The following is a 14,992-nucleotide window of genomic DNA, read 5'->3' on the forward strand; positions in this document are numbered from 1 at the left end:
AGTTTTGTCACCCCTCAATTTCCTTGTTCAAATACCCTTCTCGGGTTATCTTCCAGCACCTTGTTTATCTGTGCTTCCGTCACGTCGCTTTTCCGCAGCTCCGGTAATACCAGCCTGTCGATATACCTTAGGTCGCGTTCCTCGGGCGTACGGTTTTCAGGCGTTTTCTTCCGCTTGATCTCCCACGTGTTGGCTCCAAAATCAATAAACACGTCGCTGTCCTGCGACAAAATGATATGGCTTTCATGGCCTCTTTTAATCATTTTGACGAGCGTATCGATCCGCTTCCTGAGCGGGTTGAAATTATTGTCGCCGAAGCGATCCATACCGATAAAGCTCCCGCGCCCCAGCACCTCTTCCAAAAAGCCGATATCATTGCTGTCGCCCACATGCCCAATCACGACGTTTTTCAGGTTCACGCCCGCTTCTTCAAAGATATCCTGCTGCAAAAGCCCGGTCTTTTGCTTTGCGTTGGAATGTGTCGTTATGGGTACGCCTGTCTCCAAATGCGCTTTTGCCGCAGCTTTTAATACCCTGATGTTGTTTTCGGTAAGGCCCAGCGTATCGTCTGTCGCCACCTTGATGATACCTGCTTTAACCGCTTTTCCCTGCATCCCCTTTTCAATGTCGTCCACCATCACGCGCACCAGCTCGGATTCCGGCTTCCCAATCATCCACGGTTCCTCCTGGCAGTAAAAGCCCGTCGACGCTATGATCTGCATCCCCGACTTGTCGGCTACTTCTGTTAAGATATCGACATCCCGTCCGAGGTTGATCGGCGTACAATCCACAATGGTCTTGACGCCCGTCTCTTTCGTCAATTGCAGTTCGCGTACCGCCATACGCACCAGCTCATCCCTGTCAAACCAGTTTTTGTTCGCTATCCGCACCGACCAGTCGCATATCAGGATGTGCTCGTGCATCAGCGTCCTCCCCAGGTCCCGGGTATCCAGAGGCCCTGTCACACTATTTATTTTTGCCATCATAAGCTCCTTTCAGGCTAACTGCTCAATACACCTGCAGCAGTACCTTGAAGTGTTCCTTATCATTGTAGGAATAATCCATCGCTTCCTTCACATCGTCCAGCTTGTAGACCTTTGTGATGAATTTTTCCAGGGCTTCGTCGATCACACCCGATTCAATGATGCCGATCGCGGCGCCAAAATTGAGCTGGCTGTGTATCCGTACGCCAATGATGTTCAGCTGGCGGGAAAATACGTCTATCGTATCCACAAGCACAGGCTGGGTCGGTACGCCTACGATCACGACCTTGCCACCCGTTTTGCATACCTTCGTCATCAACGCGGCGCCGGGCGCAGTCCCTGAAACTTCGTATACCGCGTCAAAGCCCTTGCCCTGCGTCATCAAAAGCGCAGCGGCGGCAGCATCCTCTTCCGCCGGATTGATCACTTGAAAACCAAGCTCCCGTGCGAAATTGCTGCGGTATTCGTTGATCTCGCTGATCACTACTTTGGAGGCGCCGCTTAAGCGTGCGACCAGGGCAATCAATATCCCGATCGGGCCGCCGCCGATCACAAACGCGCTTTGCCCCACCAGGAAATTGCTTTGCCGCACATCATGGACAGCAACCGCCAACGGCTCTATCAGCGCCGCCAGTTTCAAATCCATTTCTTCCGGCAGCTTGAATACTTTGCGCAGCGGTACTTTCACATATTCCGCAAACCCGCCGTTCTCATGCACGCCGATGATGCTTAGTTTGGAGCACACATTTTCCAGCCCTGTGATGCATGCTTCGCAGGTACGGCAGGAATTATACGGCTGTGCCGCCACATGGTCGCCGACCTTCAGGTCGACCGCTTCTTTCGATTTAAAATCCGCCAGCTCGCCGACAAATTCATGCCCCATGATAACGGGCAGCGCGGCCGTTTTGTGCTCCCCTGCCATCACGTGCAGGTCGGAGCCGCAAATTCCATTGTACTTAACCTTGATCAATGCTTCGCCTTCCTGTATCTCCGGTACGGGTGCTTCCTCAACGTTGATCTCACCGTGCTTTCTTACGATTGCTGCTTTCATTTTTGATCTCCTCCTTATATATTTATATTTTTTTCCATTTATTCCGCGCAGTTCACTGCCGCTTTTACCTTTTTGCGCCTCCGGCCGCGCTGTCCCTGCAAATTGTTCAGCAGGAAACCAAACACCAGTATGATCCCCTTGATCATCGTCCTGATCGCGATATCCAGGTTCAGCACCGCAATGAGGCTGAACAGCACCATCAGGAACAGCGAAGCCAGTATCGTCCCCACAATGGAGCCCTTGCCTCCGTCAAAGGCGGCCCCGCCCAGTATAGCCACGGTCAGGGAATCCATTTGGTAGTCGTCCCCGACCGTAAGGCTGCCCGTGCCGATATAGGCTGCCAAAACCAGTCCTGCCAATGCCGCCAGCAGGCCGCACAGTCCATAGGCGATCAGCTTTATTTTCACGACGTTCAGCCCGGCTAGGTTTACCGCGCGTTCATTGGCGCCTGTGCAGAAAATATAACGTCCCAGCGGCGTGAGTTTGATCAATATCATCACGACCACGGCGATCAGGATCCATACATAAAACGCGCTCGGGATGCCTGCGATAAACCCTGTCGCCCAAAACCGCAGGTTCTCCGGGATCTTCCCGCTCGGCGCGCCGTTGCACATGATCATCATCACGCCAAACAAAAGCATGCTCATGCCGAGCGTCGTCACAAACGGCGGCATCCGCAGCTTTGCGCAGAACAGCCCGTTTGCCAGTCCCACGCCGATGCCGATCAAGATGCATAAGAGCACGCCAAAGCCTGCATTTTCCGGATGCCCCATCATCAAGCCCGACGCCATGACCGTTGTAAACGACATCATCGCGCCTACAGAAAGGTCGATACCGCCGATCAGCATCACCAGCGTCTGGCCTATGCCCACGATGATCAGGGGGGCTGCCTGCCGCGTAAAGTCGAGTAAATGCGCGCCTTCGATCGATGATGGCGAAACGATCCCCAATACCACGACCGCAATGACCAGCGCCCATAAAACAGGCGGTATCTTATGCAATACTTTCCCCAAACTGTTTTTTTCTTTTTCAAGAGAATGTTCATTCATGTTACTGTCTCCTTCATCCGGTTCCCTAGTTCTCCTTACGATCCTTGACCGCATATATCAGCACAATGAGGATCAGTATCGCTCCTTTTAGCGCGTATTGCCAATACGAATCGACCCCAACGAGGTTCAATATGTTGTTCAAAATAGTCATAACGAACGTGGACGCTATGATTCCCGAAAGCCTGCCTACGCCACCCGCAAGACTCAGCCCGCCCAGTACGCAGACGGTGACGGAATCGAGCGAGAAATTTTTTCCAAGCGACGCGTCGCCCGTACCCATCCTTGCGGTCAGGTAGATGCCTGCGATCGCCGCCAGCATACCGCCTAGCGCATATACCGCAATTTTTACTTTTTTGGTGTTGATGCCCGATAGCTGCGAAGTGCGTTCACTGCCGCCCACCGCATAGATGTTACGTCCAAAACGCGTTTTTCCCAGGACGGTGATCATGATGGCAAAAAACGCAACCATGATCAGGATCCCTACCGGTATCACCCCCAGCCGGTAGGTCAGGAACTCCGTCAAGGCGTAGGGTACGGAGCCGCCCGGCGTAGGCCGGAATACCAGGGCGATCCCCGTCAGCACCGACATCGTTGCCAGCGTCATCGCGAACGGCGGTACCTTGAGCGTGGTGATGCCCCAGCCGTTCAAGGCGCCAAAGCCGATGCCGAAAGCCAGTGCCACCACGATCCCGATCAGTATTCCCACCGGGCTGTCGGCCGTGATCACCGACAGCATCGCGCACGTCGCGCTGATCATCGCGCCCAGCGAGAGGTCGATTCCCCCGGTGAGGATGATCAATGCCTGTGCAATCGATACGATGCCCAGTCCTACCGCCTGCTCAAAGATATTGCCTAAATTGACGGCGCTGATAAAACGGTTACTTACCAAAAGCCCAATGATGATTTCAATAATGAGCACAATGTAAACGGTCACAATGGCGTCATTCTTTTTTACAAATTGCTTTAAAGCCATACTGTTCATCTCTGCTACCCTTTCGTCTGCATGTTATCCGGCTGTTTTCGTTTGCGCCTTGTTGCCCACTGCCAGGTTGATGATCCCTTCTTCCGTTGCGCTTTCAGGATCGACTTCCCCGATGATATGGTGGTCGTAGCATACCAGTATCCTGTTGCTGGTATGGATCGTCTCCAGCAGGTCGCTGGAAACCATCAGTATCGCTACGCCGCTGTCCGCAAGCTCACGCAACAACCGGTAAATTTCCATTTTTGCGTTGACATCGATCCCCCTTGTAGGTTCATGGATGATCAGAAGTCCCGGCTTCGCCACTAGGCAGCGGGCCAAAGCGACTTTTTGCTGGTTCCCACCGGAAAGCGACTGTACCTCCAAGTCCAGAGATGTCGTTTTGATGCGCAATTGCTTTACCATCTCTTTTGAAAGCTTTCTTTCCTCGTTGGCCGTTACGAACAGGCCCTTTTTGGATATTTTTTTTAAAATGGGTAAACAGATATTGTTATAAATGGGTAGGCCCAGGCACAGGCATTCCTGCTTCCTGTCGTCACTTAGGAAGGCAATCTTATTTTGCACCGCATCCTTTGTCGACCGGATCCGCAGTTCCTTCCCGTGCAGCTTCACCGTTCCCGAAAGTATGGTTTCCAGCCCAAAGATTGCCCTGATGACCTCTCGTTGGCCCTGGCCTTCCAGCCCGGCAATCGAAACGATTTCCCCTTTCCTTACGGCAAAGCTCGCGCCCTGCTTCCCCTTTTTGACGACAAGGCCGTCCACTTCCAGTACGGTCTCGCCGCATTTATCCTTTTCAAACGCAGGGAAGATACTGTCCACCTTGCGCCCAACCATCATGTTTACGATGTCGTCCCTGCTGATTTCCCCCGTATTCACGGTGCTGACCATATGACCGTCCTTGAGCACCGTGATCCTGTCGGATATTTCCATGATTTCATTGATCCTGTGCGTAATAAAAATAATGGATTTGTTCTGTGCTTTTAGCGACTGCACGATGTCAAAGAGGAATTTCACCTCCTGCGGCGTAAGGGCCGCGGTCGGTTCATCCATAATGATCAGCTTCGCATCCACGCTGAGCGCCTTCATGATCTCCACCATCTGCTGCTGCGCGACGCTCAATTCTTTTACCAAGGTATCCGGCCGGATATCTACCTCCAGGCGCTTGCTTAGTTCCCGCACACTCTGGTGTATCTTCTTGGAATCGATGAAATGCTTGGTGCGTAAAGGCTGTTTTCCCAAATAAATATTTTCCGCAACCGACAAATGCGGGATCAAGTTGAATTCCTGGTGGATGATGCTGATGCCATAATCGCTCGCCTGTAGCGGGTTTTGTACATCTACCGCTTTTCCCTCCAGGCAGATCGTCCCTTCATCTTTGGAGAGCACCCCGCAAATGATGTTCATCAGGGTCGATTTTCCCGCGCCGTTTTCCCCGACCAGCGCGTGGATCTCACCCTTCAGGATACTCATATCGATATTTTCCAGCACAACGTTATCGCCAAATGATTTTTTGATATTTTTTACTTCCAATAATGTTTCCACAAGACTTCTCCTCACATCCGCCTCTTAGCGTTGGTGCTGCCGGACGGCGTTTTTCCGGCGCCGCCCGGCCTCCAACTTACCTTAGGTCATATCATTCTCCATACAGCTCTTGTAGCAGGCTTTCCGGAAGAGCGCTCATGCCCCAGTAAGAATCCGAGAGATCCGGCCGTGCATATTCCTCCACCGTATCCTGTGTCACCACGGAATTTTCAAAGATAAGGCTTTTGTCGACTTCCTCGCCCTGCAAACACTTGAGCGCGATGCGCAGCGCTTCGCCGCCGATCCATGAGGGATAGCCGGGGCCTACGCTCTCAAAGCCTTCCGGTTTGAGGTTCAGCCACATCTTCAGGAAGCCGTTGTTCGTTTCCCCTGTAATTGGCACCAGGTCTCGTCCTGCCGCCTGCATCGCTTCGATCGCCCCCTGCGCTACCGCGCCGCCGTGCGAAAACACCGCGTCGATCTCCGGATATGCAGCCAGTGCGGTTTCCATCGCCTGTTTCCCTTTGGCATAATCCCAGTCCGTGAAATATTCCGCCAGAACTTCGATCCCCGCGCCGCCGTCCGGCAATGCCGCGAGGGCGTCTTCCCAGGCCTGTGTCCTTTGCGCGGTGATATCGTTCCCTGCCATGCCGCTCAATACGACGACTTTGCCTTTGCCGCCGATTTTATCCAGCAGGAACTCCGCGCTTACTTTACCAAAATCATAATCGTCGCAGCCGATATACGCCGTATAGGCCGTTTCATCCTCGATTTGCGAGCTGAACGTAATAACCGGAATCCCCTGCGCGATCGCCTGTTTTGTCACGACATTGGTCGCGGTCGGCGAATTCGGCGCCAATAACAGGGCATCAATACCTTTGGCCAGCAAATCCTGTATGTCGGATATCTGCTTGGAGATATCTCCGCCTGCATCCGCTTCATATAATTCAATGCCCTGTCTCTTTGCTTCTTCTTCCAATTCCGTTACCATCTGCACGCGCCACGTATTGTCTACAGAGAAGTTTGAAAAACCGATCTTATACGGGCCATCCTTTTTAAATTCGGTCGTATCCACTTTCTCGCCGCTGGCTGTCCCTACGACTTCCCAGTCCACAAACCCGTCCGCCGCGGCTGCGCTCCCGTCGCCCGCAGCGCCGTCCGTTGCTTTTTGCGTACTGCCGGCCCCTGATGATTCCTGTGCGCTTTCCTCCGCCACAGGAGCGCTTGTTTCAGCGCTGCCCGAACCTTCTGCAGCCTGTTCAGCCGTCGTGCAGCCCGTCGCGAATACCGCAAGCACCATCATTACAACAACGGCAAGTACAATAACTCTTTTCTTCATATTCTTCCTCCTAATATTTACTTTTGCATTTCTGCAAATCAGCTTTCGGGGATCGTTCGATTTTGCCTGTATCCATAAAATGTTTTGAAGTTATGTGTATTATAGGTGCTAAATGATCGAATAAAAATGCAACACGGTTTCGAATGGTTCAAAATATTACTTCCTTTTTGAGCCCTACCCAAAAGAAATCGTTCAAAATATTTAGGTTGCTGCGGGTGTGCCCCATAATATATTCATATTTTTAAATGTTGGAAGATATGTTATAATTTGATTACCTTAAACTGATAGATGTTACATTCTTCATGGATCATTGGCCTTATCTTCTTCGGCCCGAATCATCCCTGGCATAAAGGATTATTTTGAAAGTGAATGTTCTATTATGACTGGAAAGAAAAAATATTGTGTTGTTTTGGTTATCACAATACTGCTTGCCATAACGGTGGTTTGTTTGTTGTTCTATATCCGTTCCCGCGAGCAGGAACAGGCTACCATTCTTAATGCGCCCGTTTCCGAAGAAAGTACGGTACCTGCCGCGCCTTCGGGCAACGATGCTATTTTAGATACCCAATCCTTTAAAAAGGACGGCCCATACACAATCGGTTTTTCCAATATTTCGCTGGCGAATACCTGGCGTGTGCAAATGGCCAACGAGCTTACCGCCGAGGCCGAGCGCCAAGGCGTCGACCTCATTATCCGCGATGCAAGCGACAGCCCTGCCCAGCAGGAGGCCGATATACAGGAATTGATCGATTTGCAGGTCGACGCACTATTGGTCGCCCCAGATTCTCCAATCGCCACCAGCCACCTTACAAAACAGGCCATAGAATCGGGGATCCCCGTTATCATTATCAGCACGAGGATACAGGGGGAGGATAGCTATACCGCCTATATTGGCGTGGACGATTATGAATTCGGCTATATCAGCGCCACCTGGTTTTTAGAACAGCTTGACGGCAAAGGCGACATCATCATCATCAGTGGTATGGAGGGCAACCAGATCACCAACGACCGCCACCAAGCCTGGCTTGACGTCCTGCACTCCCTTCCCGACCACGGCGACAATATCAACGTCCTGGAAACATATTATTCCGAATGGTCGTACGACCAGGGACGCGAGATCATGCAGGATGCGCTGTCCAAGTACGATAAGATAGACGGCGTATTTTCCCACGGCGGCGCATTGAGCCAGGGTGCGATCGAGGTTATGCTGGAAAACGGATACGAGCTTGTCCCCATTACCGGGGAATCCAACAACGGTTTCCTAAAGCTATGGACGACCCTGCGCCCAACCGGTTTCAGCAGTATTGCCCCCGGCTATCCCACTTGGATCGCTGCCGAGGGGTTACGCTCCGCCATTGCCATCCTGCAGGGCGAATCCGTCGCCAAATTCAATATTCTGCCCTGTACTGCCATCACAGACGATACGCTCGCAAAATATACGCGGCAGGACTTATCCGACGATTTTTGGGTCATCAGCAGCCTTACGGAAGAACAGCTCCAATACTGGTATGGAAAATAAAAAAGCCCGGCAGCCATTCATTGACTGCCGGATAAATTTGTTTCCGTCAACCCTCCATACGGAGCAGCGGCAATACGTTCCTGCCATCGACGCAGTCCCGCATCGCTCCATTGGCCTCCTCCATGGGATATTCCCTGACGATCCGCCCGATCCCGTACTTGCCAAGCACATTCACCGCTTTCCACAGGTCTTTCATGGAAAAGCCGCTCAACCCGACAACTTTCAGGCAATTTTGCGTGACATGCAGCATATTGAACGAAAATACTTGGTTTGCATGGTGATCCGATAATAATACCAGCATGCCGCCTTTTTTGATGTTGTAAAACATCGGCATCAGCAATTCTTCCTTTGCCGTAGTATCAAGCACGGCATAAAACCCCCTTGAGTCCGTGATCTTTGCCGCCGCCTCCCACAAATTCTGTGTCTGGGGATCGATCACGTGATCCGCCCCCAGCAGGCCTGCCAATTTCCTCCTGTATGCTGACTGGTCGACTAGGGCTATTTTACCGATGTCCGTACGCATGGCCAGCAGCAGGAGCATGATGCCGATGCCGCTTTCACTTAGGATCGCGAGCGCGCCCGCGGGCTCGGCATTCGTTTTTTCGATAGCTTTCGTCCCTTTTGCCAGCAGAATAGCAAAACAAGCCTCCGCATAACCAAGTCCGTCGGGAATTTTGACCAACTGGTTTTTATCCAAAACCACGAATTGTGAACATACGCCTCCCACCTGCTGCATGTCCAGGCACGCGCTTTCAAGGCCGATCAGGCAATTGGCGCAGTTCCCGCATGGCCCTACGTCGCTTCCCGCCACCCTGTCCCCTACCTGGAACCCAAACCGGGCCGCTTCATCCCCCACTTCCACAACGACCCCGGACATCATGCTGCCCGCAATCTGCGGTTCGGAGCTGTCCGCAAGCATTTCCTCTCCCGCAAACACCCGCTTCTCGCGCTCATCCATGGCCGCGAAGCGTACCTTTATGCGGATCTCCTGCGGCTTTCGCACCCGCACGTCCTGTATCTCCTCGATATCAAGATGGCTTTTCCCGTGCAATACGACTGCTTTCATAGTCCTGCCAAATGTTCGCCCCGTTGCATTTGTTTCTTATAGTCGACGGGCGACAAGCCTGTGATATCCTTGAAGATCGTGCTGAAATACCTGACGTTTTCAAAGCCGACCGCGGCAGCGACCTGATAAATCTTCTTGCTTCCGCCGCAGATGATTTCCTTGGCTTTCTTGACCCGGGTATCTTTGATATAGTGGTGCAGGTTGATCCCCGTCTCCTGCTTAAACAGGTAACACAGATAAGATTTGCTCATGTGCATTTTATTGGCGATATACGTCAGCGTCAGGGGTTCGTTGTAATGCTGTTTGATATAATCCACCACCGTGCCGATCACAGGGTTGGTATATCGTGTCTGCTCCAACTGCAGCCGCACCAGCTCGCTAAAGTTGCCTTTCATGCGCCCGATCGCTTGCTCAATGCTATCGTCAGACGCTTGGTAGAATAAGAATACCTCGTCGCTGTGTACGCCGCTGTGCAGCAGCGCTTCATTGAAGATCGCGTTGACCCTGCCGCAGGCATAATAGTAACCGTCAAAATCCATGGAATACTTGATCGTACCATAGAACAGCCCTTCTAAAGCGCTGTTCACCGCTTGCAAATCCCGCTGCTCCAGTCCAGACTTGAGCATATTCAGAAGCTGTTCGATGGTTGCTTTGTCCACCAGATGGATACACCGTTCCATATAGCTCCAGTCAAGGATGTTCATTCCTTTCATAAAAAAGGCGTAGCGGTGCAATTCTTCAATCTGTCCGATCCCCAGATGGATGTTCTGGTTGCCCTCTACCGGGCTGCTGATGTAATAGATGATCTCATGGTCTTCCAGTGCCGTGATCTCTTTGCGGGCCACGGTCTTGGCGATCCTGTGCAGTGCCGCAAACCGTTCCTTTTCCCACTGCACACTATTCTGTTTGAAGTCGTTCAATATGATATGCACGCTTTTTTCGTCACGCTGGAACGCTTCCCCGCACTGTTCCCCTGATACGAAATCCCCGACCTCTTTGCAGATTTCCAGAAGCGTACGGGCGCATAAATGTTCTTCCAGCCCTTTTTTACCGGCAGCCTCCGGCGATATCTCGATGGATACGATATGCATCTTGCCATTGTTCAAATACAGCCGCGGGATTCTGTCCGCATCCACCAGTCGGTTTTTCTTCTCCTTTTGGCAAAGCATTTCCAGATATTCCGCTTTGGAAACGCACGCGGTACGCATACCGTTGATCCTTTCGCGCTTATTCCCTTCCATACGCATCTTGGCATCCCGTTCCAAAAGCGTCTCTTTTACTTTTTTCACATCTTTTTCGCCGCTGATCAAGACGCAGCCCTCTTTTACACAGGCTGCTGTACCCCATGCAAAATCGACAAAAATGATCTCCGGGTAGGCCCCGCGCTCGTCCAACCGCCGCATAAATTCTTTTTCGTCAAAATGGCGCAACCTTTTATTGAGTATGAGAATATCCGGCCGCAGGGCCGCCGTCTTTTCAAACGCAGCAACTACGCACCCGACTTCGTCAACGACCTCAAACAGCCCTTTGGGAAGCTGTCTGACAGCATCGGCAAGAAACCTGATTTCATTTATGGTATTGGACACAACAAGGATTTTCCTGGACATGACTACCTCCTGCGAAAGTAGGGATGGCGATGCCGATCACGATGTTACCTCTACTATAGGAAATAGTATCCGGATATGAAATCTACATTATTACTATTTGGTGTAATTTATTATGATGTGCCTTTTGGCCCGGTATCAGATGGTTTTATATTTTGTTGGCGTAAACCCCGTATATTTTTTGAAAAGTTTACAGAAATATTTCGTATCGGGGATCCCCACCGCCGCCGCGATTTCATACACCCGCGCGTCCGAAGAATGGATCAGTTCTTTTGCTTTTTCGATCCTGAAGCTGGTCAGGTATTCCGTCAGGTTTGTCCCTGTTTTTTGCTTGAACAGCGCGCTCAGGTAGGTACGGCTCACATTCACGTCATTGGCAATGATATTGAGATCCAATGCTTCTTTGTAGTTATCCCGGATAAATTTTATCGTATTTAAAACGACTTGGTTGGAATAGCTCTCCTTTTCTGACATAGCGTTGAAAAATTCAGTGAATACGGCCCGGAAGTTTTCTTTGGCATCCCGTATACTTTGCGGCGCAAAGGTTTCGTCTACCCCTTTTAAGGTGAGGTTATAGTCGATCTCTAAGGCTTTCGCAAAGGAAAGCAGTTTATTAGAGTAACGTTTATACGCTTCCAGGTCCATTTTTTCTGCAATCAGCTGGAACAGCGTATCCAGTGTTTCAAAGAAAAATTCCTTTTCAGATATCTGTACAGCATCGGTCAGCAGTAAAAAAGCGACTTCCAGCTTTTCAGGATCGACCGGCTCCAGCTTTTCCAGTTCGTGCTGGTAGATCAGCGGGTCTCCTTCATAAAACACACGGTACGGGATCATCGCGCTGATCCGCTCCACCGCTCCATGGATCCCCAATACGCCCTTTACCGGCTGCGCAACATAGATACCAAAGCGATCGTGTACCAATTCCCCTATCGCCTGCCGCATGCTTTTCAGCAGCTTGTGCAGCATATTCTTTTTGTGCATCATGCTGTTGCTTTTGATATCATTGATCATAACGCACGCCAGGTTTGCGGAAATTGAACACACCTCTCCGCCGTTATATTTCTTTAAGAGTATGCTTATCTTTTCAAATAAGGACATCCAGATCGCCTCATACGGATTTTGCTTATGCATCCCCGTATCCTTTTGGTACCGCTCGATCACCACCACAAAAATATCGTTTGAGACCAAATTGAGCGGGGCGACCTCCTGTATTTGCCGGTAGCGCTCTTCCGTCACGCCGCAGATGATCTCACGCAGCAACAGCTCTTTCCTGATATCCACCACGTTCTCCAAATTTGTTTTCAGGTTTTTCAGCTCCATTTCCCGCTGCCGTTCGGCGGAGATCATACCTACGGCCTTTTTCAGGGAGCTGCACAGCTTTTCTTTGGTCAGTTGGTGCTTCAATATATAATCCACTACGCCGTAATCTATAGCATGGCTGGCATAGGTAAAATCGTCGTAACTGCTCAAAATAATGATCTTGACGTCCGTCTGCATTTCTTTTAAGCGCATCATAAACTCAATCCCGTCCATATGCGGCATCTTGATATCCAGCAGCACGATGTCGGGCTGGTACTTTCCTACCATCTGCAAGCCGTTTGCGCCATTCGTAGCCTCCCCCACGACCACGAAGCCTTCTTCCTTCCAATCCAGTAGTTGATACAAATGTTCCCTTATGATCAGCTCATCTTCAATGATCAATACTTTAATCGGCACCTTTTATCTCCTCCCATTCTTTTATTTCATCCGCGGGAAAATGAGCTCCACACACATTCCTTTCCCCGGCTCCGCGTTCAGGCGCACGCCATATTTCTCACCAAAATGCAGTTTGATCCTCTTGTCTATGTTGCTGATCCCAATGCTGCCCGAGCTGCCCCTATCTTCTCCGGAGCCGATCATCTTACGCAGCGCATCCAACTGTGCCGCGCCCATGCCGACGCCATCGTCCGCGATCGTGATAACGATATTATCCCCGCGCACTTCGCCTCCCACCGACACTGTGCCTGTATAGGATTTCGGCTCCAATCCGTGAAACAGGGCGTTTTCCACGATCGGCTGCAATATCAGTTTGGGCGTCAGGTAGTCCCCCACTTCGTCACTGATCGAAATATCCAGGTTGATATTGTCTCCATAGCGCAACTTTTGTATTTTCATATAGCTTTTCACATGCTCGATCTCTTCGTTTACCGTGATAAACTCGTTCGGGTTGCTGATGGTGATCCTCAAAAGGTCGATCAGCGACGTAACCGCTTCCATAATGTCCTCCGCCCCGTAGGAGCTCGCCATGATCCGTATCGTATTCAGCGTATTGTACAGGAAATGGGGATTGATCTGCGACTGCAATACCTTTAGCTGTATGTCCTTTTTCTCATCCTCTTCCCGGATAATTTTGCCGATCAGGTTGGTGATCTCGTTTACCATGGAATTAAAGCCCTTTGACAAGACTCCAAGCTCCGCCCATTCGTTTTCCCGCACGCTTACTTCCAGGTTCCCTTGTTCTACCTTCAGCATTGCGTTTTTAACAGATATGATGGGGCGCAAAACCTTTACCATCATAAGGTAACTGAAAATGGCGATCGCCGCTACATAAATAATCACAAAAAAGACGATATAGCCCCCCACGATCAGGGAGTCGTGTATGGGCGTTTTGGACAGGATCGTCCAGTTGGTGTAGCCGGATGTACTGAATGCAACAATATTGATCAAATTGTCCTGGTGCACGATCTCATAACCGGCTTTCTCTTTGCCGTCATACCCTGTATATTCGGTCCCCGCGCCAGCACCGCTGTTCGTGGTATAAAGCAGGTTCCCCGTTTCATCCATCATCAATAATTCTTCATCTTCGGATAATATGAAATTATTCAGCTTATCCTGTATAAACGAATAGTCGATATTCACCACGATATAGCCTATGCTGTTTCCGCTCCCCCCGTATAAGCTGTATTCCTTTATCATCGAGATGTATTGGAGTCCGCTGTTTTCATCGTCCTGTAAAAATGGATAAGCCCGCGGGGTCGTAATGACAAAAGGATCCTCCTGCTCGATCGCGGTCTCATACCCTTCATTTTGCCAAATATTTTCCCGCGTCAATTTACTGTTGCTGGAGATGACTGCCCCATCCAGGTTTACAAGCGCGATGTCCAGTATCTCCGATCTGGATTTCACGTAATAATTCAGCAGCCGTCCCCTGATATCGTTTTCCCGCTGCACCCATTCAAACGTCCCTTCCTCGATCGGCTGGCTGAAATAAGACGTAATGTAAGAGTCCATCATGATACTGGAAATCATCCGCTCAATATCCTGCAGCGAGATGTCGACATTCTGTATCGTTTTGTTGATGGTGTTGACCGACGAATTGGCCGTTCTCTGTACGGAATAGCCTTCGATGCCTTTATACAGGGAAAACGTGCCAAAAACCGTAATAAAAAGCAAAAGCGTCAATCCGATAGCCATCATGAAGGAAATACTTTTTTTCATATGAACAACCTAACTGTTTTCCTTGCAGCAAAATTTGCTGTTCGCTGTATTGATTTTATAAAATGGAAGTGTCGACTGACTTTTATGGCTGTTTTCGGGCCGGATTACGGGGAAATCGTCGTGTTGTTTTGTAAAAAAATGACGGGATTAGTTGCTATTATAACGCGAAAGCTGCATAATGTCTATGCCTTGATGATGAAATCGTACTTGTTGATAAAAAAATAAACCGTGAATACCACGGTTTATTACTGGTGGGACTAGCTGGACTCGAACCAGTGACCCCCTCGATGTCAACGAGGTACTCTAACCATCTGAGCTATAGTCCCACATCTTTATTGAATTGACGGCGGAAAAACATACGGTTCCAAACGGCCGCGCCTTAACCCCAAGCTCTTTCTATTATA

11 protein-coding genes and 1 tRNA gene are annotated in these 14,992 nt (G+C 50.4%); 1 reads left to right on the forward strand and 11 read right to left on the reverse strand.

Annotated elements, in window-relative coordinates; genetic code table 11:
• Window positions 1-14: 14 nt before the first annotated feature.
• From BN6471_RS10685 to BN6471_RS10710, 6 genes are all read right to left on the reverse strand, one after another.
• Window positions 15-983 (reverse strand): phosphotriesterase family protein, encoded by a 969-nt coding sequence (locus BN6471_RS10685; RefSeq protein WP_066648806.1) that lies wholly within the window; start codon window positions 981-983, stop codon window positions 15-17.
• Between the two features lie 25 nt (window positions 984-1,008).
• Window positions 1,009-2,034: a zinc-dependent alcohol dehydrogenase gene (locus tag BN6471_RS10690; RefSeq protein WP_066648808.1), complete on the reverse strand. Its 1,026-nt coding sequence runs from the start codon at window positions 2,032-2,034 to the stop codon at window positions 1,009-1,011.
• Between the two features lie 38 nt (window positions 2,035-2,072).
• A complete protein-coding gene (locus BN6471_RS10695; RefSeq protein ID WP_066648809.1) occupies window positions 2,073-3,083 on the reverse strand; it encodes an ABC transporter permease in 1,011 nt (336 codons plus the stop codon).
• 25 nt (window positions 3,084-3,108) lie between these two features.
• Window positions 3,109-4,056 carry an ABC transporter permease gene (locus BN6471_RS10700; RefSeq protein ID WP_066648817.1) on the reverse strand — a complete coding sequence of 316 codons (948 nt, stop codon included), beginning with the start codon at window positions 4,054-4,056 and terminating at the stop codon, window positions 3,109-3,111.
• Between the two features lie 33 nt (window positions 4,057-4,089).
• A complete protein-coding gene (locus BN6471_RS10705) occupies window positions 4,090-5,604 on the reverse strand; it encodes a sugar ABC transporter ATP-binding protein (protein ID WP_066648819.1) in 1,515 nt (504 codons plus the stop codon).
• A gap of 91 nt (window positions 5,605-5,695) precedes the next feature.
• Window positions 5,696-6,922 (reverse strand): ABC transporter substrate-binding protein, encoded by a 1,227-nt coding sequence (locus tag BN6471_RS10710; protein ID WP_066648821.1) that lies wholly within the window; start codon window positions 6,920-6,922, stop codon window positions 5,696-5,698.
• 379 nt (window positions 6,923-7,301) lie between these two features.
• Here BN6471_RS10710 and BN6471_RS10715 point away from each other — a divergent pair, with 379 nt between their 5' ends.
• The gene (locus tag BN6471_RS10715) at window positions 7,302-8,441 is read left to right on the forward strand and encodes an ABC transporter substrate-binding protein (RefSeq protein WP_066648823.1); all 1,140 of its coding nucleotides are present in this window, start codon (window positions 7,302-7,304) and stop codon (window positions 8,439-8,441) included.
• A 46-nt stretch (window positions 8,442-8,487) separates the two neighbouring features.
• Here BN6471_RS10715 and BN6471_RS10720 read toward each other — a convergent pair whose 3' ends face one another.
• The 5 genes from BN6471_RS10720 to BN6471_RS10745 form a co-directional block, all read right to left on the reverse strand.
• The gene (locus BN6471_RS10720) at window positions 8,488-9,507 is read right to left on the reverse strand and encodes a zinc-dependent alcohol dehydrogenase (RefSeq protein WP_066648824.1); all 1,020 of its coding nucleotides are present in this window, start codon (window positions 9,505-9,507) and stop codon (window positions 8,488-8,490) included.
• Entirely contained in the window at window positions 9,504-11,114 is a 1,611-nt protein-coding gene (locus tag BN6471_RS10725; RefSeq protein WP_066648826.1) for a helix-turn-helix domain-containing protein, read from the reverse strand. Before BN6471_RS10725 ends, BN6471_RS10720 begins: the two co-directional genes overlap by 4 nt.
• Window positions 11,115-11,249: 135 nt before the next feature.
• Window positions 11,250-12,827, reverse strand: coding sequence for a response regulator transcription factor (locus tag BN6471_RS10730; protein WP_066648828.1), 1,578 nt, complete (start codon window positions 12,825-12,827; stop codon window positions 11,250-11,252).
• A 21-nt stretch (window positions 12,828-12,848) separates the two neighbouring features.
• Window positions 12,849-14,588: a sensor histidine kinase gene (locus tag BN6471_RS10735; protein ID WP_066648830.1), complete on the reverse strand. Its 1,740-nt coding sequence runs from the start codon at window positions 14,586-14,588 to the stop codon at window positions 12,849-12,851.
• 249 nt (window positions 14,589-14,837) lie between these two features.
• A tRNA-Val gene (locus BN6471_RS10745) sits at window positions 14,838-14,914 on the reverse strand.
• Between the last annotated feature and the right edge of the window lie 78 nt (window positions 14,915-14,992).

The sequence above is a fragment of the Christensenella timonensis genome, assembly GCF_900087015.1.
In the GTDB taxonomy this organism is placed as follows: Bacteria; Bacillota; Clostridia; order Christensenellales; family Christensenellaceae; genus Christensenella; species Christensenella timonensis.

Excerpts from the sequence above, each read along its gene's own strand:
- BN6471_RS10725 (WP_066648826.1), bottom strand. The coding sequence starts at position 11,114 with ATGTCCAGGAAAATCCTTGTTGTGTCCAATACCATAAATGAAATCAGG.
- BN6471_RS10700 (WP_066648817.1), bottom strand. The coding sequence starts at position 4,056 with ATGGCTTTAAAGCAATTTGTAAAAAAGAATGACGCCATTGTGACCGTT.
- BN6471_RS10695 (WP_066648809.1), bottom strand. The coding sequence starts at position 3,083 with ATGAATGAACATTCTCTTGAAAAAGAAAAAAACAGTTTGGGGAAAGTA.
- BN6471_RS10735 (WP_066648830.1), bottom strand. The coding sequence starts at position 14,588 with ATGAAAAAAAGTATTTCCTTCATGATGGCTATCGGATTGACGCTTTTG.
- BN6471_RS10715 (WP_066648823.1), top strand. The coding sequence starts at position 7,302 with ATGACTGGAAAGAAAAAATATTGTGTTGTTTTGGTTATCACAATACTG.
- BN6471_RS10720 (WP_066648824.1), bottom strand. The coding sequence starts at position 9,507 with ATGAAAGCAGTCGTATTGCACGGGAAAAGCCATCTTGATATCGAGGAG.
- BN6471_RS10685 (WP_066648806.1), bottom strand. The coding sequence starts at position 983 with ATGGCAAAAATAAATAGTGTGACAGGGCCTCTGGATACCCGGGACCTG.
- BN6471_RS10710 (WP_066648821.1), bottom strand. The coding sequence starts at position 6,922 with ATGAAGAAAAGAGTTATTGTACTTGCCGTTGTTGTAATGATGGTGCTT.
- BN6471_RS10690 (WP_066648808.1), bottom strand. The coding sequence starts at position 2,034 with ATGAAAGCAGCAATCGTAAGAAAGCACGGTGAGATCAACGTTGAGGAA.